23 protein-coding genes and 4 pseudogenes are annotated in these 20,499 nt (G+C 64.5%); 8 read left to right on the top strand and 19 right to left on the bottom strand.

Annotated features, from left to right (window positions below; genetic code table 11):
• Positions 1-5 precede the first annotated feature (5 nt).
• The 7 genes and pseudogenes from J8F10_RS14530 to J8F10_RS14510 form a co-directional block, all read right to left on the bottom strand.
• Positions 6-1,949: a serine/threonine-protein kinase gene (locus J8F10_RS14530; RefSeq protein WP_210654671.1), complete on the bottom strand. Its 1,944-nt coding sequence runs from the start codon at positions 1,947-1,949 to the stop codon at positions 6-8.
• Between the two features lie 355 nt (positions 1,950-2,304).
• Positions 2,305-2,721, bottom strand: a pseudogene (locus J8F10_RS40835) (YybH family protein); the annotation flags it as partial.
• A gap of 75 nt (positions 2,722-2,796) precedes the next feature.
• A pseudogene (locus J8F10_RS40830) lies at positions 2,797-3,213 on the bottom strand (SRPBCC domain-containing protein); the annotation flags it as partial.
• 43 nt (positions 3,214-3,256) lie between these two features.
• A complete protein-coding gene (locus J8F10_RS14520) occupies positions 3,257-3,655 on the bottom strand; it encodes a DoxX family protein (RefSeq protein ID WP_210654667.1) in 399 nt (132 codons plus the stop codon).
• Between the two features lie 70 nt (positions 3,656-3,725).
• A pseudogene (locus J8F10_RS40825) lies at positions 3,726-4,133 on the bottom strand (SRPBCC family protein); the annotation flags it as partial.
• Between the two features lie 27 nt (positions 4,134-4,160).
• A pseudogene (locus tag J8F10_RS40820) lies at positions 4,161-4,643 on the bottom strand (SRPBCC family protein); the annotation flags it as partial.
• The gene (locus J8F10_RS14510; RefSeq protein WP_210654663.1) at positions 4,630-4,980 is read right to left on the bottom strand and encodes an ArsR/SmtB family transcription factor; all 351 of its coding nucleotides are present in this window, start codon (positions 4,978-4,980) and stop codon (positions 4,630-4,632) included. The gene J8F10_RS14510 and the pseudogene J8F10_RS40820, both read right to left, overlap by 14 nt.
• Positions 4,981-5,274: 294 nt before the next feature.
• Between J8F10_RS14510 and J8F10_RS14505 the strand changes: the two genes are divergently transcribed.
• From J8F10_RS14505 to J8F10_RS14485, 5 genes are all read left to right on the top strand, one after another.
• Entirely contained in the window at positions 5,275-6,360 is a 1,086-nt protein-coding gene (locus J8F10_RS14505) for a Gfo/Idh/MocA family protein (RefSeq protein WP_210654661.1), read from the top strand.
• 76 nt (positions 6,361-6,436) lie between these two features.
• The gene (locus J8F10_RS14500) at positions 6,437-7,996 is read left to right on the top strand and encodes a hypothetical protein (RefSeq protein WP_210654659.1); all 1,560 of its coding nucleotides are present in this window, start codon (positions 6,437-6,439) and stop codon (positions 7,994-7,996) included.
• A 16-nt stretch (positions 7,997-8,012) separates the two neighbouring features.
• Positions 8,013-9,275: a twin-arginine translocation signal domain-containing protein gene (locus J8F10_RS14495; RefSeq protein ID WP_210654657.1), complete on the top strand. Its 1,263-nt coding sequence runs from the start codon at positions 8,013-8,015 to the stop codon at positions 9,273-9,275.
• Positions 9,276-9,291: 16 nt separating this feature from the next.
• Positions 9,292-10,488, top strand: a complete 1,197-nt coding sequence (locus tag J8F10_RS14490; RefSeq protein ID WP_210654655.1) for a PD40 domain-containing protein — start codon at positions 9,292-9,294, stop codon at positions 10,486-10,488.
• Between the two features lie 18 nt (positions 10,489-10,506).
• Positions 10,507-11,580, top strand: a complete 1,074-nt coding sequence (locus tag J8F10_RS14485; RefSeq protein ID WP_210654653.1) for an Ldh family oxidoreductase — start codon at positions 10,507-10,509, stop codon at positions 11,578-11,580.
• 17 nt (positions 11,581-11,597) lie between these two features.
• Here J8F10_RS14485 and J8F10_RS14480 read toward each other — a convergent pair whose 3' ends face one another.
• The 7 genes from J8F10_RS14480 to J8F10_RS14455 all read right to left on the bottom strand — a co-directional run bounded on the left by J8F10_RS14480 (position 11,598) and on the right by J8F10_RS14455 (position 15,632).
• Positions 11,598-11,945 (bottom strand): DUF3634 family protein, encoded by a 348-nt coding sequence (locus J8F10_RS14480; RefSeq protein ID WP_210654651.1) that lies wholly within the window; start codon positions 11,943-11,945, stop codon positions 11,598-11,600.
• 108 nt (positions 11,946-12,053) lie between these two features.
• Positions 12,054-13,439 carry a replicative DNA helicase gene (gene dnaB, locus J8F10_RS14475; protein ID WP_210654649.1) on the bottom strand — a complete coding sequence of 462 codons (1,386 nt, stop codon included), beginning with the start codon at positions 13,437-13,439 and terminating at the stop codon, positions 12,054-12,056.
• A gap of 199 nt (positions 13,440-13,638) precedes the next feature.
• The gene (locus tag J8F10_RS14470) at positions 13,639-14,046 is read right to left on the bottom strand and encodes an EVE domain-containing protein (protein WP_210654647.1); all 408 of its coding nucleotides are present in this window, start codon (positions 14,044-14,046) and stop codon (positions 13,639-13,641) included.
• Positions 14,047-14,344: 298 nt separating this feature from the next.
• Positions 14,345-14,725: a hypothetical protein gene (locus tag J8F10_RS14465; protein ID WP_210654645.1), complete on the bottom strand. Its 381-nt coding sequence runs from the start codon at positions 14,723-14,725 to the stop codon at positions 14,345-14,347.
• A 76-nt stretch (positions 14,726-14,801) separates the two neighbouring features.
• Positions 14,802-14,930: a hypothetical protein gene (locus J8F10_RS39870; protein ID WP_261363059.1), complete on the bottom strand. Its 129-nt coding sequence runs from the start codon at positions 14,928-14,930 to the stop codon at positions 14,802-14,804.
• A 76-nt stretch (positions 14,931-15,006) separates the two neighbouring features.
• Positions 15,007-15,348 carry a hypothetical protein gene (locus J8F10_RS14460; protein ID WP_210654643.1) on the bottom strand — a complete coding sequence of 114 codons (342 nt, stop codon included), beginning with the start codon at positions 15,346-15,348 and terminating at the stop codon, positions 15,007-15,009.
• A gap of 77 nt (positions 15,349-15,425) precedes the next feature.
• Positions 15,426-15,632 (bottom strand): hypothetical protein, encoded by a 207-nt coding sequence (locus J8F10_RS14455; protein WP_210654641.1) that lies wholly within the window; start codon positions 15,630-15,632, stop codon positions 15,426-15,428.
• Between the two features lie 169 nt (positions 15,633-15,801).
• Between J8F10_RS14455 and J8F10_RS14450 the strand changes: the two genes are divergently transcribed.
• The 3 genes from J8F10_RS14450 to J8F10_RS14440 all read left to right on the top strand — a co-directional run bounded on the left by J8F10_RS14450 (position 15,802) and on the right by J8F10_RS14440 (position 16,742).
• A complete protein-coding gene (locus J8F10_RS14450) occupies positions 15,802-16,008 on the top strand; it encodes a hypothetical protein (protein ID WP_210654639.1) in 207 nt (68 codons plus the stop codon).
• A gap of 22 nt (positions 16,009-16,030) precedes the next feature.
• On the top strand, positions 16,031-16,222 hold the full coding sequence (locus J8F10_RS14445) for a hypothetical protein (RefSeq protein ID WP_210654637.1): 192 nt from the start codon (positions 16,031-16,033) through the stop codon (positions 16,220-16,222).
• Between the two features lie 88 nt (positions 16,223-16,310).
• Positions 16,311-16,742 (top strand): hypothetical protein, encoded by a 432-nt coding sequence (locus tag J8F10_RS14440; protein ID WP_210654635.1) that lies wholly within the window; start codon positions 16,311-16,313, stop codon positions 16,740-16,742.
• Positions 16,743-16,748: 6 nt separating this feature from the next.
• Here J8F10_RS14440 and J8F10_RS14435 read toward each other — a convergent pair whose 3' ends face one another.
• From J8F10_RS14435 to J8F10_RS14415, 5 genes are read right to left on the bottom strand one after another with little or no spacing between them, the layout of a single operon-like run.
• Entirely contained in the window at positions 16,749-17,093 is a 345-nt protein-coding gene (locus J8F10_RS14435; protein WP_210654633.1) for a hypothetical protein, read from the bottom strand.
• A gap of 58 nt (positions 17,094-17,151) precedes the next feature.
• The gene (locus tag J8F10_RS14430) at positions 17,152-17,868 is read right to left on the bottom strand and encodes a hypothetical protein (protein ID WP_210654631.1); all 717 of its coding nucleotides are present in this window, start codon (positions 17,866-17,868) and stop codon (positions 17,152-17,154) included.
• On the bottom strand, positions 17,865-19,004 hold the full coding sequence (locus J8F10_RS14425) for a hypothetical protein (protein WP_210654629.1): 1,140 nt from the start codon (positions 19,002-19,004) through the stop codon (positions 17,865-17,867). The genes J8F10_RS14430 and J8F10_RS14425 overlap by 4 nt, the downstream gene beginning before the upstream one ends.
• Positions 19,004-20,239 (bottom strand): hypothetical protein, encoded by a 1,236-nt coding sequence (locus J8F10_RS14420; protein ID WP_210654627.1) that lies wholly within the window; start codon positions 20,237-20,239, stop codon positions 19,004-19,006. Before J8F10_RS14420 ends, J8F10_RS14425 begins: the two co-directional genes overlap by 1 nt.
• Entirely contained in the window at positions 20,220-20,471 is a 252-nt protein-coding gene (locus tag J8F10_RS14415; protein ID WP_210654625.1) for a hypothetical protein, read from the bottom strand. Before J8F10_RS14415 ends, J8F10_RS14420 begins: the two co-directional genes overlap by 20 nt.
• Positions 20,472-20,499: the final 28 nt, after the last annotated feature.

Here is a 20,499-nt window from a genome sequence, read left to right as displayed (position 1 = left end):
CCGAGTCACCGCTTCACTCGTATCATCGTGCCGCTCCCACTGCTCCCGTTGTGCTGCCAGGTGAACACGAGATTGGCCCCCGAGAGTTTGACCGCGATGGTTGCCCCGCTGGGCCACGGTCGGGGCGGTTGTTTATCGAAGTTTTGAACGAACGTGAGGGTGCGGCCGGACATTTGTGTGTCCGAACCGACGAAAGTTCCGACCTCCTCCACGCCGTCGAATAACCGGCCCTCAATTTCCCATTTGCCGGCAACGGAGCGAATGGTCCACACGTCGATCAGGCCGTCAACTTGGCGGGTCCACTGGCCAACCAAACTGGCGCCGGATGGGGGCGGGGGCAGGTCCGGTGCATCGACAGCGGGCGGCACCGCACGCGGTGCGTCCGCTCCGTGATCGGCGCCGACGGGAGGCCGGACACCGGCTCCGCCTGGCGTGGTCCCTCTCGCCATCTGACGGCCGTGGTCACCGGTCTTCTGTTGTGCCGAATCCGCTCCTCTTCTGCTCCCGGTTACGATCAGTACCACGATTAAGGCACCAGCGATCAGCGTGCCGATCGCGCCCGCGATGATGGCAATGATCGGCCCGGTGTGGTCGTCCTTTCTCCTCGCGCTCCTGTACTGTCGCCTCGGCCGGTCAAAATATTCCACTTCGGGGGCTTCGTACTCCCTTGGCGGGTTCCTTTTACGGGGCTTCCTCCGTGGTTCCTCCCAGAGGGTGCCGGACGAAATAACCGTGCCGCCCGTGCCCGGCGCGCCGGCCGTTCGCGGCTCCTCGTCAGGTGGCTCGGCCGGCCTAACGGTGACGACCGGCATCGAGTGGAGTACCCGCGGTTCGCTTGGCGCGGTCGGTGGCACAGCCGGCGGCGCGGCACGGTACCCCCCGCGCGAACCGGGGCCTTTCAGCGCGCGGGTCACCCACGGATCGGAGGCTTCAACCCGCGCCCCGGAGGGAGGTGGCACGCTCGGCGGTGCGACCGAGGACAGTCCCGTGGGCAGTTCCAGGATTTCGTGCAAGTGGTTGGCGACTTCCGCCGCGGTCTGCGGCCGCTCCGCTGGCGACTTCGCAAGCAGCCAGTGGATCAGCTCCCACAGCGGCAGGGGCACGTTGGGATTCAGCACGTACACGGGCTTCGGCTCCTCGGTGCCCAGTGCCATCAGCACGGCCACAACGCTCGCCCCTTGGAAGGGGAGCTGGCCCGTACAGAGCCAGTAGAGGACCGAGCCCAGTGAGAAGAGGTCGGTGCGGTGGTCCACCCGCTCGCCGAGCGCTTGCTCCGGCGACATGAACGCCGGTGTGCCGATCACGGCGCCGCTTTTGGTGAGTTCGTTGTCCACACCGTCGGGCCGGGCCAGGCCGAAGTCGAGCAGCTTCACCCGGCCCTGGGGCGCCTCCAGCCACAGGTTCGCGGGCTTGATGTCGCGGTGTACAACGCCGAGCCGGTGCGCCGCGGCCAACCCCAGGGCCGCCTCCCGCGCGATCCGCACGGCGCTGCGCAGCGAGGGCGCGCCCTTGAGGGCAAGGAAGGCGTCCAGCGGGTACCCCCGGAGGAGCTGCATGGCGATGTACGGCGTGCCGTTGCGCTCGTCGGCCTCGTAGACCGTGACGACGTTGTCGTGGTCGATCCGGGCCGCGGCCTTTGCTTCACGGAGGAACCGTGCCCGCCCCTCCGCGTCGGCGGCGAACTCGGGCCGCATCACTTTCAGCGCGAGGCTACGGTCCAGGCGCGTGTCCAGCGCCTCGAAGACTGCGCCCATACTGCCTCGGCCCAGTTCTTGCACGACGCGGTAGGGGCCGAGCGTTCCCACTTCGCCTGCCACCGCGGGCGGGCCGAAATCGAGTGTATTTTTTGCGACGGAGGGGGAACTCGCGCCGAATGGCCCCCGCGCGGAAACCAGCAGGCTCCCCAGGCGCGGGTCGATAATCTGCGGCGGATCGTTCGGATCGGGCATGGGCGATTCCGGGGGCGGACCGAATCTGTAAGCCCAGCCCGCTCGTCGCGGGTAGGGGCGATTACCTTTTAATGTTTTCCCGCCTTTTTGGGAATGTCTAAATTTACAATGATACTGTTTGTCAACGCAGTAATGTCCCGCTTGTCACAAACTCGCACTTGTTAGTATCTTTTATTGGTACTGGCCACGCGGTCATAATGTGCCATATGCGGCGCAGTTAGAAGAGCGGAGAATTCAAACCGATAGGGCTGCCGATTTGACCACTCGGGTGGGGTACGGATCGTTTTAGGAGATGCTGCGCGAACAACGGTTTTATTCGTCGTTCGCGTCTTCAATGGTGCCGGAAGACGTGGCCTTACACGTCCAGCGTGAGCAGCGCCTTACTGGTGTGCGGGTCGAAGGGCACCGAGCAGTGCTCGTGGACGATGCGCCATTCGCCCTCGACCTTCCGATAGCACCCGGTCAGGCGCATCCAGTTCTGCAGCGCGGGGTGATCCTTGTCCGGGCCGGTGAAGCGGAACAGCCAGTGCGCGAACGCGGCGGTGCCGCTCACCGTCAGGTGCAGGTCGCGCGCTTCGATCGCGAACGTTTCTGGGAAGTGCGGCAAGCACGACGCCCACGTTTGGCGCCAGGCGTCCGCGCCCTTCGTCTGGAACGGCGGGATCGCGTCGAACGCGACGAACTCGGCCGCGTAGGGCCGCATCAACTGGTCGATGTTCTTCGCGCAGATGGCTTTCATCTGGTCCGCGATGAGTTGCCGAACCACGGCCTCGTCCGTGAGGGCCATCAGGTAGTCGTCCATGCAGTCGAAGCTGGAGTTCCACCCGCCCTCCACGCCCATCGCCGCGTGCTTGTTCTTGTCCTCGATGGTCGCGTGGCTGATCGTGAGCGTGAGCCGCGTTCGTGTGCCGAGCGCATCGAACACCGCGGTCGCGACGATACCGCTCGGCAGGTCGATCGGTTGCGGCGGCTTCCACCCCTCATCGAACTCGTCCGTTGTCACGATCCGCTGCGGCGGAATCACCTCGCGGAACACCCCGCGCACCGGGTACTCGGCCCCGTCCGGGCCGTGCATGACGTAGCGCCACTTACCGCCGGGTCGCAGGTCCATCTCGGTGACGGTCGTGTTGAACCCGCGCGGCCCCCACCACTGCGTGATGTGTTCGGGCTGCGTCCACACCTTCCATACTAACTCGCGCGGCGCAGCGAACTCGCGCGTGATGACGATTTCGCGGTCCGACGCCGAATCTTGATTCGTGGCCATGAGATCGGTTCCTGTGAAGTTGAAACGGAATGCCGGTTGAGGACTATCGCAGTGGGACGAGAGCCCGGAGGCGCGGCTTGCGCAGGTACAGCCCCAACCAAACCAGAACGCCGAAGCCGACCCCGAAGGCGATGGAGAACGCACTGCCGCCGACCCGAACGTGAGTGGCGACGGCCCCACCGAGGTAGCCCGTGAGCAGGATCGCGCCGAGGACCGCCGTCCGCGGAATCAGGTAGAGGACCGAGCACGCAGCCAGTGTGATCCCGAGCGGGACGATCACGTCCTCGGGGTACCCGAGTTTCACCGTGCCCTCGACGACCTGCACGGGCTTGAACAGTTTGGCGACGCCGTCCAGGAGCAGGAACGCACCGACTAATCCGCTCAGGACGTGCCCGGCCCAGCGCGCGCCCTTCGATGGCGGCGCGGGCGAGTGAGTTGACATCAGCTACTTCCTCCGTGTGGGGAACTGGAGCCCGGCGTGAGGACTCATCGCACTCGCGCCGACTACGAAATCACAGCGATGCGAGGTGCGCGGCGAGCCGGTCAAAGTTCTGCTCGTTCGCCGGGACGATGAAATCTTTGACTTTTGCGAACTCCGACGCGGACTCGAAGACCATGCGCCAGGTGAGCCGCGTTCGGTCACCTTCCGCGGCGAAGGTCATTTCCATTGTGAACCGGTGAACCGGCTCGCGGTGCTCGAACACGACGCGCTCCGGCACCGACACCTCGGTGAAGACGCTCTCGTTGTGGTAGTCCGCGCCGTCGGGTCCGTGCATGGTGAGGCGCCAGGTGCCGCCCGGGTACAGCTCGAACTTCTCGATCGTGTTCGCGAACCCGTTCGGTCCCCACCAGTATTTCAACTGGTCCGGGTTCGCGAATGCTTGGAACACGCGCTCTTGTGGCGCTTCGATGATGCGCGTACTGGTGATCGTGCGGTCCGAAACGGTTCCGGTTGATCCGGCGAGGTGCTCGGCGAGCCGCGCCAGTGTTTGCTGGCCGCCCTCGACGGCGCCGTACTCCCGCGCCACGCGGTCGCGCTCCTCGGCCGACGGGAACACCGCCCGCATCGTGACGCGCGTCTTGCCGTTCACTTCGGTGAAGGTCACGGTCGTGTGGAAATCGACGGGTTCGAGTTCCACTTCGCCGCCGTGCTTGTAGACGAGGCGCTCGGGCCGCGCGACTTCGAGGTACGAGATCCTGTTCGGGTAGTTGCGCCCGTCCGGGCCGTGCATGATGAACCGCCACTCGCCGCCCGGCCGCACGTCCATTACGTGTGTGGTCGTGGTGAAGCCGTTCGGCCCCCACCAGTTCGAGACGTGCTTCGCATCGGTCCACGCCGCGAACACCAGCTCGCGCGGCGCGTCAAAATCGCGCGTGGTGACGATCTCGCGGTCCGCGGTGTGTGCCGCGGGTTTGCTACTCGCCGTCATTCGGTTTCTCCTGTGACTGGAGTTCCTTGAGGTACTCGTCCAACCGGTCCAGGCGCTCGTTCCAGAGCCGCTCGTAAACCTTGACCCAATCGTGAATCGGTTTCAGCCCCGCGGCGTTCAGCGCGTAGAACCGCTGGCGCCCGGACCCGCGCACGTTCACCAGCCCCACTTCTCGCAACACGGCCAGGTGCTTGGACACCTGCGGTTGCGTGAGTTTGAGAGCCGCCACCAGGTCGTTCACCGACCGCTCGCCCCGCGCGAGCAGGTCGAGAATGTCCCGGCGCCGCGGTTCGGCGACCGCGTTGAACGCATCCGAGGTAGTGGGTGACCGGGCCATGAGGAATATATATTCCCATATCGGCATATCTCAAACTCAGTAGCTACTGCGAGTGCGCTTTTCTTGGCGTCGGGGGAAGGAGAATGCGATTCGTTCGCTACACGCGACCGGCGCGGGCGAGTTCCGACAAGAAATCCGTTCGCGGTTGGCTCACTGTTGCACTCGGTCCGCGGATCGGGTCGAATATGGCGACGCCAGCCTTCCGCCGAACTCGCCTCCTGTGACTCGTGCCCGCGAAGCACTCGCGTGAAGTGCTTTCCACCCGCCTGCTTTGACCGTTACGCGAGAAAATCCATGCCAGCCCCCACGCGCCGTCACGCGCTCGCGCACCTCAGCGCGGCAATCGCTCTCGGAGAGGCGACACTTTCGGCAGGTGCGAGTGACCCGAAGCCCGGAGGGACGCGCATCAAGATCGGGCAAATCGGCGTCGGGCACGCCCACGCGAGCAAGCTGTCGGTGTACCGTGCCTCGCCCGATTACGAAGTGGTCGGCGGCGTCGAGCCGGACGCGGAACTCCGCAAGCAAGCCGAGAATTCCCCGACCTATCGCGACCTGAAGTGGCTCACGCGCGAACAACTCCTCGAAACACCTGGGCTTCAAGCGGTGCTTGTGGAGACGCGCGTGCGCGACCTGCTCGACAACGCCGAAGCGTGCGTTTCTGCCGGGATGCACGTGCATATCGACAAGCCGGCCGGTGAATCGCTGCCGCAATTCAAACGCATCCTCAGCGCTGCAGCCAAGAAGAAGTTGCTCGTGCAAATGGGCTACATGTACCGCTACAGCCCGGCGGTCGTTCTGCTCCGCGAGTTCCTCAAGAAGGGCTGGCTCGGTGAGGTGTTCGAGGTCCACACCGTGATGAGCAAGGTTGTTGCGCCGGCCGAGCGGAAGCGGCTCGCCGAGTACCGCGGCGGGATCATGTTCGAGCTGGGCTGTCACGTCCTCGACTTGGTGATCGGCGTGTTGGGCAAACCGAAGGACGTCGCATCGTTCCCGCTGCACTCCTCAACGCTCGACGACAAACTTCTCGACAACACGCTCGCGGTACTGAGTTACCCGCGTGCGACCGCGAGCGTGAAGTCGAGCGCGATCGAGGTCGAGGGCGGCGACCGTCGGCACCTCGTGGTGTGCGGGACCGAGGGCACGTTCCACATTCAACCGCTCGACAACCCGGCCGCGCGCGTCTCGCTGTCGAAAGCACGCGGGGAGTACAAGAAGGGCACGCAGGACATCACGTTCCCGAAGTACACGCGGTACGTCGGTGACGCCGCGGACATGGCCCGCGTCATTCGCGGAGAGAAGGGCGCCGATTTCTCTTACGAACACGATTTGACCGTGCAGGAAACGCTCCTGCGCGCGAGCGGGCTCCCGCTGAAGGATTGACCGGCCCGGGTAGCGACTTCGTGAGTGGGAACAGCGTGCAGTCGGCTCGCCTTGGGTCATCAGTGAGGGTGCGGTCATGATGCGTCCGGTTCTGCTCCTGTACTTTGCGTTCGGCTTGCCCGGGTGCGGGGAACTGAAGCCGTCGACAAACTCCCCGGCCCCAATCGCACCTCCACCAACACTCCCAGAACCGGCCAAAGCTGGGGCGCTCTTCGCCGGGGTCGCGAAAGTCGAGATCACCAACAAGAAGATCCTTCCGCTCAACGATCCGCTATTCGTAAAGGCTCTCGTTCTCAAGAACGGCGCGACGACGGCGGTCCTCATCACCGTCGATGCCGTTGCCATCGGCGAGATTGGTCACATCGGCAACGACTACCTCGGTAACGTGCGCGCCCGGGTTCAGAAGGAACTGAAGATCGCGCCCGAATACGTAACGATTAACGCGAGTCACTGCCACGGGATCGTCTGCGCTGATGTCGGTGAGAAGACGTTCGAGGCCGTGAAGATCGCGACCGAGAACATGGTTCCGGTGAACGTCGGTGGGGGCGTGGGGAGCGAGTCCCGCGTGTCGGAGAACCGCCGACTCAAACTGAAGAGCGGCAAAGAAGTGGACGTTCGACACGCCTACGCACTTCCCCCTGATGAGGAGGTGGCGAGTGTCGGTCCCATCGATCCGCAGATCGGAATCCTGCGCCTGGACAAGAAGGACGGGCAGACGCTCGCGGTGGTGTACAACTTCGCGTGCCACCCGATCATGGGCGTTCTGGGGGATGGGAACACCGCGGACATTGTTGGTTTCGCGTCGAAGGTGATCGAGGACAATCTGCGTGCGGGCGCGGTCGCCCTGTTCGTCCAGGGGTGCGGCGGGGACATCAACCCGGTGCGGTACAAGGACGTCCACCAGCCGCGCCATGCCGAACCACTGGGCGACATGCTCGGTCTCAGCGCGCTCCAGGCGATCCGGAAGATCACGTGCCGCGCCGATGCGCCGTTGAAGGTACTCAACGAGACGATCCAGCTCCCGCGTGCGGACCATTCTGAGCGCATCGAAGCGCTGATCGCGGAACAAGCGCGCTTGGTGAAGTCGCTCCAGGGAACGAGCCTGAACTTCAAGACGTTCCTCGAACTGGCGGGGAAGTACAACCTGTCGAAGGAGTTCCCCTCATACTCCTCGCACCTCTACCTCACGGAGAAGGCCCAGGGGCGCTCCGACCTGCTCAAGCTCGACGACACGAACCGGAGGAACCTGCGCGCGTACCTCAGCAACATCGAAGTGATGGAGCAGATCACGCGCGTGCAAACCAACCTCGCGCTCCTTCAGAAGCACCAGGCTGCGAACCTCGCGGCCGGGCGCAAGCCGCTCGAAGTGGAAATGACCGCCTTGTGCGTCGGCGACTTCATACTCGTCACCTTCCCCGGCGAACTGACGGTCGAGATCGGGCTGAACGTCAAGAAAACCTCGCCGCACAAGTCGACGTTCGTGGCCGGTTACACGAACGGGTACATCTACTACACCCCCACGGCGCAACAGCTTCGGAACGTGGGCGGCGCCCAGGAAGACAGCGATTGTCGGCTCGCCCCCGAATGGGAACAGCTCTTCTACGCCAAAGTCACGGAACTGCTGAAGAAACTGTGACACGAGAAAGGACCACATGCTCACGCGACGAGATTTCCTGGGTGCGGTCGGGGCCAGTGCTCTCGGTGCCGGCGCCTTCAGTGCGGACCCGGGTCCGCGGAAGAAAATGGCGGTCGTCACGACCGAGTGGCGTGACCGGTCGCACGCCTGGCACATGGCGGAGCGGTTCCTGGCCGGTTACCCCATCAAGGGGAAGTGGCGCCGGCCGGCGATTGACGTGGTGGCCGCGTATGTCGATCAGTTCCCGAAGAACGACCTGAGCCGGGACCGCGCCCGCGAATCCGGGTTCACGATCTACAAGTCCGTCGCCGAAGCCCTGCGCTGCGGAACGGACAAGCTCGCGGTCGATGCGGTGCTGATTATCGGCGAGCACGGGGACTACCCGGACAACGAGTTCGGGCAGAAGAAGTACCCGCGCTACGAGTTCTTCAAGCAGGTCGCGGAGGTCTTCAAAAAGGACGGCCGCGCTGCGCCCGTGTTCAACGACAAGCACCTCTCGTGGAAGTTCGCGTGGGCGAAGGAGATGGTCGATACGGCGCGCGAACTCAAGTTCCCGTTCCTCGCCGGATCGTCGCTCCCGGTGACGTGGCGCATGCCGGCGGTCGATATGCCGCTCGGGGCCGAGGTCGAAGAAGTGATGTGCGTGGCGATGGGCGGCGTGGACAGTTACGACTTCCACGCGCTCGAGGTGATTCAGTGCATGGCCGAGCGGCGGAAGGGCGGCGAAACGGGTGTGGTTGCGCTCCAGGCGCTGCGCGGCGACTCGGTTTGGAACGCGCTGGAAGCCGGTTCGTGGAAGGCGGGCGGGTGGAACCCGCAACTGTTCGATGCCTGCCTCTGCCGCAGTCAGACGCTCGCGCAAGCGCCGACGTACAGTCACCGGTTCCCGACCGTGAAGCAGATGCGCGAGTGGGTGAAGGTGCCCGTCGCTTATCGTTTCGAGTACGCCGACGGACTGAAGGCCACGATGCTCCTGATGAACGGGCTCGTCGGCGATTTCACGTTCGCCGCGCGCGTGAGGGGAGAGGCCGAACCGCTCTCGACGCTGTTTTATCTTCCGCCGAACCCCAACGTCGTCTATTCGGCCGCGCTCATGTCGAAGGTCGAAGAGACGTTCCTGACCGGGCGGGCGCCGTACCCGGTCGAGCGGACGCTGCTCACATCGGGGCTGGTCGAAGCCGGCACGCACTCGCTTTCCAAGGGGCAGAAGCGCCTGGAAACGCCGCACCTCGCGGTGCGGTACCAGGCCCCGCGCGAATCCACGTTCTGGAAAGATTGAACCACGGAGGTCCGCCATGATCCGCAGCGCGAGCGCCAGAATGTTCGTGAGCCTGCTCGGTGGGATATTCACACTGACGCACTGCGTACCCGCACGCGGTGCGGAGCCCGCGGTTCCGCTCATCGGGTACACGGAGCTCAAAACGAACCTCCCCGGCGGTCGGCACGCGAACGTGCGCACGATGCGCGCCGCGGTCGTCAAAGCCGACGGCACGGGTCCGCGCCTGGTCGCTGAAGAACTGGCGAAGGAACCCGACACCTGGACCCAGTTCGCGGGCTGGGCGCCGGACGGTAAGGCCGCAATCATCGGCGCCGGCTGGCAGTCGCCCGAAAATGCGAAATGGGAAGACGAGAACAAACAATTCCGCATGGAAGAGGGCAAGTGGAAGCTCGATTCGTGCTTGCTCGATCTCGCTTCGGGGAAAGTCGCGAACGTGACGGGAGTGGATCGCGTCAGCCACTACAACGGCGGGCTGTTCTTCCTCCCGGACGGGCGCGGGCTCGGTTTCACGCCGCTCATTAAGGGCGTCTCAAAGCCCTATCTCATGGACCCGGACGGGCGCAACAAGCGCGACGTGTCGGGGAAGGGCGGTGGGTTCGCTTACGGGTACAGCGCGTCGCCCGACGGCAAGTTCATCTGCTACCACGAGAACTACCAGCTCCACGTTTCCGACGCGGACGGCGCGAACAAGAAGCACATCAAGACGGGCCACGCATTCGACTTCGCCCCGAAGTGGGCGCCGGACGGGAAGTGGCTGCTCTTCGTGAGCGGCGAGCACTACAACTGCCACCCGCACATTGTGCGGCCCGACGGCACCGGGCTGAAGAAGCTCGCCGATCGCGGTGGGTATCGGGGCGTGATCGAGTTCCTGGACGTGTTCGATTTCCACGGCGGCAGCAGCGATACGCCGGTGTGGTCCGTTGACGGCGCGCTGGTCTATTTCACGGCGAAGGTCGGCAAGAGCGTGGAGCTGTTCCAGACGACACTCGACGGCACGGCCACGCAACTCACCAAGTCCGCCGACGGTTCTTTACACTACCACCCGCAGCCGTCGCCGGACGGGAAGTGGATCATCTACGGCTCGATGCGGGACGGGGTTCGCAACATTTACGTCATGAACCTGTCCGATCGAACCGAAAAGCGGATCACAGGTTTGAAGGCCGGCGCCGGCGCCATGTGGCCCCACTGGCAACCGGTCGGCGCCGGGCGGTAAGCTCTCCCAGGTGAAACGATGTCGAATACCAGTTCCGAGATTCGGTACCAAGTTCGTGATCTGATCGAGTACGCCACCGCACTTTTTGCCGCGGCCGGCTGTGACGGCGACAAGCCGGCCGCCATCGCCGCGGGGCTGGTCGAGGCCGATTTACTCGGCCACACCACGCACGGGTTGCAACTGGCCCCCACTTACCTCGGCGAATTGGAATCCGGAGGGATGATCCCACGCGGCGAACCGGAGGTGGTCGCGGATCGCGGTGCAACCGTGACCTGGGACGGGCGCCGGCTCCCGGGTGTGTGGCTCACCGCGAAGGCCGTGGACCTCGCGGTGGAACGCGCGCCGACCTACGGGGTCGCGACGATCGTCATTCGGCGGAGTCACCACATCGGTTGTTTGGCCGCGTTCCTTCAGCGTGCGACCGATCGCGGGCTGATGATTACGATCGCCAGTTCCGACCCTGCCGTGGCCAGTGTCGCTCCATTTGGCGGGCGAAAAGCGGTGTTCACCCCGGATCCGTTCGCGGTCGGCATCCCGACCGATGCTGACCCGATCCTGATCGACATTAGTGCGTCGATCACCACGAACGGAATGGCGGGTCGGCTCCGGCGCGAGGGGAAGACGTTCCCCGGTGCGTGGGCGCTCGATGCCGCGGGCGCGCCGACCGATGACCCGAACGCCCTGTTCTCCGACCCGCCGGGTTCGCTTCTTCCGCTCGGGGGAGCCGAATACGGGCACAAGGGTTTCGGGCTGGCGCTGATGGTCGAGGCTCTCACGCAAGGGCTGAGCGGCTTCGGCCGGGCCGAGGCGCCGACGCAGTGGGGTGCATCGGTGTTCGTCCAGGTGATCGACCCCACCGCGTTCGGTGGACGTGATGCGTTTCAGCACGAAACCGGGTGGCTCGCGAATGCGTGCCGCGACAGCCCGCCGGTCCCCGGGGTCGATGCGGTCCGCGTACCGGGCCAGCGCGGTCTCGCGCACAAGAAACGCGCACTGGCAGAAGGCGTTGTGCTCTATCCCGGCATTGCGGACGCCCTCGCCCCGCACGCGACACGCCTCCGCGTAACGCCCCCGCGCCCAATTGGGGCGTAAATCGTGCCGTATTTGCGTTATTTGCGCGGGCACTTGTTTCGGCGGATACCAGCCTTCCAGCCCGATGCGCCCCACCAGTTTCGGAGCTGTTGACAGGCGGGCGGAGGGAAGTGGCGCGAGAACTTCAAACTGATGCGCCCGCCCTGGCGCACCACGGCCCAAACGGTCCCCGTGGCGATGCGGTGTTCGGACGCGACCTCTTGGACCCGCTGGAGGAACGGCGCGGTCACGGTTCCCGTAGCGGACCGTGCTTCACCGCGTGTAATGCGGACCGCGAAGTACGGGGCCGGCTGACCCGCACGCCAGAGGCCCCAAACGACCGCTCCGACGATAACGAGCACCAGACCCTGGGCGAACAGTTCCATGCGGCCCCCGAACGCGGCTCAACCGACCTCGGGTGTGAATGTTAAGCCGAATCGGACGGGAGTTCAACAGTTCGATGACTCGGGCGCTCGTGCGGTGCCCGGCCCGGCTCATATGCCGCCGTCGCCCATGTTGACGTCGGCGATGTAGCTCTCGTAGCGGTTGTACTCTTTCCGCCACGTGAGCGTGATTTCGCCCGTCGGTCCGTTGCGCTGCTTCGCGATAATCACCTCGAGGACGTTGTCTTCCTGGCCCTCGAACTTGCCCGGGCGGTGCAGCATCATACAGGTGTCGGCGTCCTGCTCGATCGAGCCCGATTCGCGGAGGTCCGAGAGCCGCGGCTTGTGGTCCTGGCGGTCCTCGGACGCCCGGTTCACCTGGGCGAGCGCGATCACCGGGATTTTCAGCTCGCGCGCGAGGAACTTCAGCCGGCGGCTGATCTGCGCGACCTGCTCCTGGCGCGGGTCGCGGCGGTTCTCCGGCTCGATGAGCTGCAGGTAGTCGATCACGATGAGCTTCAGCCCGCCGTCCCGTTCGTGCTTCTTCTGCAGCCGCCGGGCGCTGGCCGCGATCTGGATCATCGTGCGGCTCGGCGTGTCGTCGATGTAGAGCCGGCACCGGCGGAGGATGTCGCCCGCGTCCATCAGTTTCTGGAGGTCGTCCGAGTTGAGGTGTCCCTTGCGCACGTTGTGGCTGCCCACGCGCGACTGGCAGCACAAGAGGCGCTCGGCCAGTTCGATCCGGGCCATTTCGAGGCTGAAGAACATCACCACCGGCGACTGACCTGATGAGACCCCTTCGACGATGATGTTTCTGACGACGTTCAGTGCGAATGCCGTCTTACCGACGGACGGGCGCGCGGCGATGATGACGAGTTCGGTGTTGTGCAGGCCCGCGGTCATGTTGTCGAGGTCGACGTAGCCACTGGGCAGCCCGCTGATCGCGAGGTTGTCCTGGCCGATGCGCGAGTCGAGCCGGTCGAACGCTTCCTTGACCACGGTCGAGAGCACCGCCGTTTCGCCCACCATCCCCTGCTTCGCCACCTCCATGATCTTGCGCTCGGCCTGCGCCACCAGTTCGTCGCCCGACTGTGTGCGGTCGTAGGCGTCGCGCAGGATCTCGTTGCTGGCGTGGATCAGCCCCCGCACCATTGCGGTGTCCTTAACGAGTTTCGCGTGGTACTCGGCGTTGGCCCCGGTCGGCACCGCCTCCCACAACTCGACCAGGTACGCCTGTCCGCCCACGTCTTCGAGCTGCTTGTTCTTTCGGAGCCGGTCGTACAGCAGCACGAGGTCGATGGGTTGCGCGTCGGTCGCGAGGTCGCACAGCGCCTGATAGATCTTCTGGTGCGCGTCGAAGTAAAAGTTGTCCGTGACGATGTGCTGTTGCACGGTCGGCAGCGTGTCGGGGTCGCGCAGGATGCCGCCGAGGACGCCGCGTTCGGCGTCGCGGTTCTGGGGCGGGAGGCGGTCGGTCAATTGTTGATCGTTGGACATTGCGAGTAGCTCACGACTTACGGCGAATCAGGCGCGCGGGCTCGGGAGCACGCACTCGGGGTCAGCGCGATTGATAACGGACGGCGCGGAAAAATGGAAGGCCGCCGCCGCTGGGTTGGGAAAGGGATGGTCGCGGCGCGGAATGGGTCGTCGGGGCGGGGCCGGAAAGTACGGGAAGGGCGCTTCCGCGGGTGCGCGATTACTCGGCACCCAGTGCTTCGATCCGCGCCCACAGATCATCCGGCACGGGCATCACGGAGAGTCGCGCCTGCTTCACGAGTTCCCACGAGGCAAACGCCTTGTCCGCTTTGATCGTGGCGAGCGTAACGGGTGAAGCGAGCTTGCGAAGTGGTTTGACCGTCACCGCGACGCACTTCCCGGCGGGGTCGGCCGGGTCCGGGGTCGGGTCGGCGGTCACCTCCATCACGCCCACAACCGACTTCAACTTGCCGGTCGCGTAGAAGAACACGTGATCGCCCTTCTTCACCGCGCGCAAGTGCTTCTGCGCGAGCGCGTTGGCCACGCCGCTCCAGGTGGTGGAGCCGTCGCGCGCGAGGTCCGCGAAGCTGTACGCCTCCGGTTCTTCCTTGAACAGCCAGCGTGCCATGAATTGAGCGCCTCGCGGAGCAAGAACGGGTGTCCGGTTGCGTAGAATTGGGTGGCGTGGTCCCGGCTGTTCGCTTCTGTGCTTTCACACCATGAGGGCCGGGGCCACGTCGCAAATCAGGTCAAGCGGAAAAACCCCCAGAGCCTTGTAAACGTAGTGTTTACAGCGCCCCGGGGTCCGTTGCAAGCAATTACTTTCTCCGCATCCGTGCGTAGGCAATTCGGGAGTCCGGTGGGGTTAACGGGAGTAAACGGGAGGGCGACTGGTGTCCATACTGTGGACACCAGTCAGAGTAGAGTCAGCTCTTCTTCTTGCGGGGGATTTTGGCCATGTTGAACGGCTCGACTTTCAGGAACTCGGGCACGTGGTTCGGGCGACAGTTCACCATCAGGTCAACGATGTCGTAGAGGGCACTGCTGACCGATATGCGTTCGTCCTCGGCGAGCGCGCGGGCGAGTTCGGAGTCTTGGTTGTTGAGTTGCGCCTCGACGTGTTCGATCTCTCCGAGCGTGCGCGCCAGCCAGCCCGTGAGCCGGTCGCGGAGCCAGGCGCTCTCCTTCTCCTGGTGCTTCTCGATCGCGAGGTTCTTCCAGTAGCTGAGATCGCTCAGGATGTCGTCGGCGTCAACGACGTCCGGTGCGCGGAGCTTCTTGAGCTTGGTCTTCCGTGTGTCAGCCATGCTTGTCCCTCAACATGCGTGGTGATGGGAGAGTGAACTTAACCGCAACGTCGCGGTCGAGTTCGCCGTCAATGAATCAAGCCAGTTCGATGACGAGAGGTCCGACCTGCAGCACGCGCAGGGCCGCCTCGTTGCTGTGGTGGAAGCACCAGCCGGCGCGCTTCAGAGTGACCGTGAACCATTCCGAGCGGATGAGCGCAAGCACGTGAAAGCCTCCGGGAGCAAGCGGCCAATTGGCCGCTTGCTCGGTCCTGGGAACCTTCTGCAAATTTGCGGAAGGTTTAGATGCGGTTGGCTTTGACCAATTCGTGAATGCTGGCGAGGTGTTTACAGCGGCCCGTCGAGTAGAACCCTTTACACTCACAGTGGCCGACGCCGTCACTGCCGATGAAGCAGGCGTAGCGGTCCTCGGTGACGTCGGTGCCCGGGGTCTTCTTGAACAGCATGAACCCGCGGCCACAGTCGCAGGGGAATTCCTCGACGTCGTAGATGGCGAACGACCGGGTGCCCATGATGGTGAGCGTGCCGGATGAGTTGGTGAAGTCCGTGCTCCCGGACGTGAAGATGAAACTGCCGTGCTTTTCGCTCTTGGTCGGCTCGAGAAGTTCTGTAAAAGTGGTCATTGCTCAGCTCCTGGTCAAATCAGGGGTTGGGAAGCGACCTGCATCAAGGACAAGTTGATGCAGGTCGCGTCATTTACTCACGCCAGTTTCAGTTCGCCCGTCTCCGGCTCGGCCCCGATCTCCGCTTCCAACTCGACCGGCTGGGGCAGCGGCACCTTCACCGTGATCTTCACCAGCCGCGACGCCTGGCCCGCGGGGGCCTGCAGTTCCTCGGCGTCCTTCGACACCTCGAACTCACCGTCACCGTTCACCATCACCCACACCTCGATGTCGATCAGTTCCATTTCCGTCTCCCGTTGGTGTCTCGTTCGCGTCACACCGGCATCTTACCATACGCGTCATACGTGTCAACTAAATCTTTTCAGAAATACGAGTCATCAATACTTGGCACGTAGAGAGGCGTGGGGCATACTGAGGTAGTTCCAAAAGCGGAAGGGATTTACAATGCTCGGCATGGCGACAAAGAAAGATGCGGCCAGCGCTGACGATGACGCGAAGCCAATCAGTTACCGCCCCTCCGCGGATGTGGGTGCGGCAATGCGGAAATACCGCGACCAGTTCAAAGCGAAGCCCACGAAGACCGCGGTGATTGAGAGGGCCCTTCGCGAGTTTTTCAAGGCGGAAGGGATCGAGATCGACCTCGAGCAGAGTGACGATTAAACCCGGCCGTCGAGAGGATGAAATGATGACGCCTTTTCAGGAAGCGGCAGCCCGTGTTTACGGCCATGCCACGCGAGTGGAGTCCGCAATTCAAGCGAGCCCGGCGCGTACCGACGCCGAAATAGCGTCGGAGACTGGTCTCAAGCCCGGTTTCGTCCGTATGATCCGGTCCGACAAATGGAAGTCGGTCGTGAAGAAGAAGTTCAAGGCGTAACCGAACTCCCACGTGGCGAGCGGCCCTAGCGCTTCGCTAAGATGCCTGCGAGTGATCCTCGCGGGCTCTTTCACGTTGGAGCGGTCTCATGCGCGCTGTCGTCGTCCTGACGCTGTTTCTGAGCCTGTCCACGGGGTGCAACAAAGAGGGCGGCCCGACGGTGTATCGCGACCCGGTACTGCCCGGCAAGGGGCCCGCGGCAGTTGAGCCCCACTCCGATGGCAAGGTTCCTCCTCCCCACGAACCCTCGAAGAAACTCACTCTGAAGGAGGCTCGCGAGAAGATCGTTCAGAGTGCCGGCAACGAGGGGCTGAAGCGCGACGAGGTGAAGAAACTCCTGGGCGCACCCGACGAGACGCAGGAGAGTAAGTTCGGTCCCAACAAGTTCTTCTCGGACGTGTGGATCTACCGCAACCAGACGGTGATTTGGGACGGTGCCTCAGAGAAGTTCTACCCCCTCATCCGCATCACGTTCATTCGCAACGTGGACCGCCCCGCCCAGGAACTGCGCATCGACTGACGCACATCACGCGGGCAGTCTCACGGGCGTGAGCACCTGGAGTTGCCCGCCCGCCAGTCGCACGTTGAACCCGGAATCCGCCCTCCAGAGGTCGAGCCGGTACGTGCTGAAGGCGAGGGCGCTGGTCTGCGCGCGGGTGAGCGCGACCGTCAGCGTGTACGCCCCGTCCGTGTCGGGACCGCCCACGGTGACGTTCGTGGTGGAGATGAGAGGCGGGTCCTGTTCCACGTACTGCGAAACCGTAACGACGAGTGCCCAGCCCGTGGGGTCGGTCGTGCCCGCGCCCGTGAGGACGATGGGCGCATCCTCGCCGCGGTAGATGGACCAACTCTGGCTCTGTGCTCCACACATGTTCTGACACCTCACGACAGCTTGCGGTAGCCCATCCAAGTGGCGGTTTGGTTCCCGCTCACGAGATCTTCCAGTACCGCAACCGGGTGACAGACGAGTTGCTGTACCCGTCGATGATCGACGTTCCAAAGTTCGGCCCGCGGAACACTTCGAGGCGGATCGTCTTGGCGCCGGCTGCCGTGTGGTTGAAGCCGAACGTTGTGGTGGCGCGAACAACGGCAACGGTGGTTTGGGGCTGAATCAGGAAGGCGATCGACGGGTCGGCCGGGTTCAGGTCGGAGTTATTGGTCACGTCCCACAGGCGCGCGGCGATGTAACTCGTGGCGCCGACCACGGACACGCCGCCGCGAGCCGTGGCCGTGCATTCCAGCGAGTACGTGCCGGCGCTCGGTAGCGAGATGCTGAGCGTCGAATCGAACCACGTGAAGTCCGCGGTGATGGTGTAAAGGGAGAGAGTCGACTCGCCGTACACCGGCGTGGGCGCGCTGCCCCCCGGCTCGTACTGGAACTCGTAACACACTTGGCCGCCCACCGACCCCGCCTGCCGCGCGAGCACGATCGTACCCGTGGGCACGTCGGCGTTGTTCACCTCGCGGGCCGGCGCCACGGTTGTCGTGCCCCGGAGCGGCGAGATCGGCGCCTGGAAATCCCCCGTGGTGTAGTTCCGCTCGCGCTGTTCCCAGGCGTAGTAGATGCGCCCGCTCACCGTGGCCTTCGCGGTGAGTTCGATGGGCATCAGGGCTTGTAGCGCGGCGATCGGTCCCAACGGGTTCATATCGGCCCTGCCGGTTGCGAGAGCATCGGGTCGGTGAAAAACAACTGGAACGGGAACGACTCGAACGTGGCCTTCTTCACGGGCTCCGTCGCGCCCTCGCCCACCGCGTAGTAGAACTTCCGGTCCGCGAAGTTCGGCAAGCAGTTATGGCCCGCCGCGACGTTGTTCTTGTTCGTCAGGAGCGCGTGCGAGGATTGCGGCACGTCGGTGCCCACTCGCGCCGTGTGGAGGAACCGCAGCTTTACGTTACAGAGCAGGTTCTGGTCCAGCCCCACCGCGAGCGCGTTCAACAGTTTCTGGATCTTCGGCGACGCGGGGAGGTAGCTCGTGGGCGTCGCGCCGAGGTACAGGAGCGAGCCCGCCGCGTAGCCGTTCCAGTCGCTCTGGTTCACGGTGCTGACGAAGCGCGTGAGGTAGCTGCGCTGGGTCCCGAAGTCGAGCAGGTAGCGGTACGGCACCTGGTACCACGTGATTTCGATGACGCTGTTCTGCAGGCTCATGAACACGGTGTTCGGGTACGGGAACGAGTCGGGATCGGCTGCGGTGTCTGTCCGGAACGTCATCATCCCCGTCGTCGCGTTCGCGAAGTCGTTGGATGGCACCCGGGTCGTGCTCGTGAACCGCCGCCACTCGTCGGCGTACAGGTAGCTCACGCTCGTCCCGTCGGGCTTGAAGTACGTGCCGTTGGTGACGTTGATCTTCTCGTTGGGGAGCAGGAAGTACGGGCGCTTGGCGAACCGCACCTTGTAGTCGTACTGGGCGTACAGCGGGAACTGGTCCGTCACAGGCGGCAACCCGAACACCTGCACCGAGGTGCCCGGGAACTGCTGGCCCACGCCCACCATGCCCGTGACGCCGGCGGCGCTCAGCTCAGGGCGGAACGGGTGAACCGGCGGGAGTGTGCGGTCGATCTTGCCCGCGTTGTTCGTCCCGCTGCCGACGACCTTGGGTTCCAGGTTGTTCACCCCGCCCGTGAAGTAGTCGAACACGGAGGAGATTGCCGCCACGGTTGGGGGGGTGTCGCTCGCCGCCGGCGGGTACCGGTACGGGACCTCCGCGCCGCCCTCCTCCTGGGTGATGGCGGTGACCATCCCGCCGCCGCCGTTGTCCGTCAGTTCCAGCAGGTTCAGAGCCATCAGTTGCCCCCTAATGCGGTGTGGGTGCGCCGGTTGAACCAGGCGCGCCCGTCGCGGTACAGGTCGCCCACCGCGGTGAGCGCCTTATCGCCCAGTCCCGCAGACTCGTCGCGCACGAATGCCAGTCCCTGACCCGCGGGGCTGCGCTGGAACTCCGCGGCCGCGGCCGCCCGGATGCCGTCCCGGACGCCGTCGGAAATGATCTGGGGCAGGTTCTTGATCGGCTCCTTCTGGATCTCGCCCACGGTCTTGAAGATGTCTTCCAGGAACTCGGTTTCGCTCTTCTGCGTGTTCCCGGCCCCGGCGGTCGCGGCGAAGGCGCGCTCGCTCATCTTCCGGGCGATGTCCTCGATACCGCTGACCCCCGCATCCGTGGGTGCCGCCAGGAGCCCGCGCTTCGGGTTCTTGCGGCTCTCGATGGCGTCCCCGAGCGAGTCCCGGAACTTCTTCAAGGCGTCGGCCCCGCCCAGCGCCCCGATGAGGCGCGCGGTGAGGATGGTGACCGCGGTGATGAGGCGTTTGAGCCCGTCCGCGTAGCTATTCGACAACGTGACCCACAGTTGAATCGCCCCGCCGAACTCGACGGCGACGGCGACCACGGACGCGATCACTTCCAGGAGCGCCCCCCAGGCAGCCATGTTACTTTCGATCGTCCCGACGAGCGGGGTCAGTACCTTCGCGAACCCTTCCATCACTCGCGCCACGGTCCGCACCGCGCCGAGGAACACGCCGGACACCGCGGCGCTGATGCGCTCCACGAGGGGGCGCAGCATCTGGATGGACGGCAGAAGAATCCCCGCCCAGTCGCGGACCGCCTTGGTCGCGTACTGGACGATCGGCACCAGCCCGTACCCGATCGTGGCGCGCAGGTTCTGTACCTCGCGCTCGTACTGTTCGACGAGGTACGGGTTCAGTGCCCGGACGAACGAGGCGGCGACTTTGACGATGCTCGCCAGCGCGAGGGGCAGCGCCGTGACCGCCCCGATGATGCCGGCCACGACGGCGCTGATGGTCCCGATCGCCTTGAGCGTGCTCTTGAGCCCGTACTGGAGTTGCGAGAAGAAACTGGGGGCGCGCTTCTTCGGTCCCGGGGGCGCGCCCGGCCCGCCCGCCTTCATGTCCTTCAGTTGCCCGGAGATGCGGCCGACCAGCGGCGTGAGCGTGCGCAGGATGCCCCGCACGTCGCCCACCTGCCGGTTCAAGATCACGAGCAGGTCATTGGTGCTGTACGCCACTGTTGAGGGCCTCCAGGCGCTGTTTGACCCGCTCCACGTCCTCGGGCTTCATGTGGAAGATCTGCGACATCGCGAGCAGCTGGGTCAGTTTCGTGCGATCGTCCGCCGGAGCGCTCACGGGTGCCGGACCCTGAATCACCCCGTCCTTGTCGCGCGGGTGGAAGTACACGCTGTGGATCTGGCGCGCGGTGAGGTCGTAGATCTCGGGGAGGGTGAGTTCAAACTCACTCACCAGGACCGCGAACTGCGCGGTGAGTACG

The sequence above is a fragment of the Gemmata palustris genome, from assembly GCF_017939745.1.
In the GTDB taxonomy this organism is placed as follows: Bacteria; Planctomycetota; Planctomycetia; order Gemmatales; family Gemmataceae; genus Gemmata; species Gemmata palustris.
The sequence above is the reverse complement of the archived record's forward strand: the minus strand, read 5'-3'. Positions and strand labels throughout refer to the sequence as shown.

Bases quoted from the DNA above. Each gene is read 5' to 3' on its own strand.
- J8F10_RS14530 (WP_210654671.1), bottom strand. From the start codon at position 1,949: ATGCCCGATCCGAACGATCCGCCGCAGATTATCGACCCGCGCCTGGGG.
- J8F10_RS14520 (WP_210654667.1), bottom strand. From the start codon at position 3,655: ATGTCAACTCACTCGCCCGCGCCGCCATCGAAGGGCGCGCGCTGGGCC.
- J8F10_RS14510 (WP_210654663.1), bottom strand. From the start codon at position 4,980: ATGGCCCGGTCACCCACTACCTCGGATGCGTTCAACGCGGTCGCCGAA.
- J8F10_RS14505 (WP_210654661.1), top strand. From the start codon at position 5,275: ATGCCAGCCCCCACGCGCCGTCACGCGCTCGCGCACCTCAGCGCGGCA.
- J8F10_RS14500 (WP_210654659.1), top strand. From the start codon at position 6,437: ATGATGCGTCCGGTTCTGCTCCTGTACTTTGCGTTCGGCTTGCCCGGG.
- J8F10_RS14495 (WP_210654657.1), top strand. From the start codon at position 8,013: ATGCTCACGCGACGAGATTTCCTGGGTGCGGTCGGGGCCAGTGCTCTC.
- J8F10_RS14490 (WP_210654655.1), top strand. From the start codon at position 9,292: ATGATCCGCAGCGCGAGCGCCAGAATGTTCGTGAGCCTGCTCGGTGGG.
- J8F10_RS14485 (WP_210654653.1), top strand. From the start codon at position 10,507: ATGTCGAATACCAGTTCCGAGATTCGGTACCAAGTTCGTGATCTGATC.
- J8F10_RS14480 (WP_210654651.1), bottom strand. From the start codon at position 11,945: ATGGAACTGTTCGCCCAGGGTCTGGTGCTCGTTATCGTCGGAGCGGTC.
- dnaB (WP_210654649.1), bottom strand. From the start codon at position 13,439: ATGTCCAACGATCAACAATTGACCGACCGCCTCCCGCCCCAGAACCGC.
- J8F10_RS14470 (WP_210654647.1), bottom strand. From the start codon at position 14,046: ATGGCACGCTGGCTGTTCAAGGAAGAACCGGAGGCGTACAGCTTCGCG.
- J8F10_RS14465 (WP_210654645.1), bottom strand. From the start codon at position 14,725: ATGGCTGACACACGGAAGACCAAGCTCAAGAAGCTCCGCGCACCGGAC.
- J8F10_RS14460 (WP_210654643.1), bottom strand. From the start codon at position 15,348: ATGACCACTTTTACAGAACTTCTCGAGCCGACCAAGAGCGAAAAGCAC.
- J8F10_RS14455 (WP_210654641.1), bottom strand. From the start codon at position 15,632: ATGGAACTGATCGACATCGAGGTGTGGGTGATGGTGAACGGTGACGGT.
- J8F10_RS14450 (WP_210654639.1), top strand. From the start codon at position 15,802: ATGGCGACAAAGAAAGATGCGGCCAGCGCTGACGATGACGCGAAGCCA.
- J8F10_RS14445 (WP_210654637.1), top strand. From the start codon at position 16,031: ATGATGACGCCTTTTCAGGAAGCGGCAGCCCGTGTTTACGGCCATGCC.
- J8F10_RS14440 (WP_210654635.1), top strand. From the start codon at position 16,311: ATGCGCGCTGTCGTCGTCCTGACGCTGTTTCTGAGCCTGTCCACGGGG.
- J8F10_RS14435 (WP_210654633.1), bottom strand. From the start codon at position 17,093: ATGTGTGGAGCACAGAGCCAGAGTTGGTCCATCTACCGCGGCGAGGAT.
- J8F10_RS14430 (WP_210654631.1), bottom strand. From the start codon at position 17,868: ATGAACCCGTTGGGACCGATCGCCGCGCTACAAGCCCTGATGCCCATC.
- J8F10_RS14425 (WP_210654629.1), bottom strand. From the start codon at position 19,004: ATGGCTCTGAACCTGCTGGAACTGACGGACAACGGCGGCGGCGGGATG.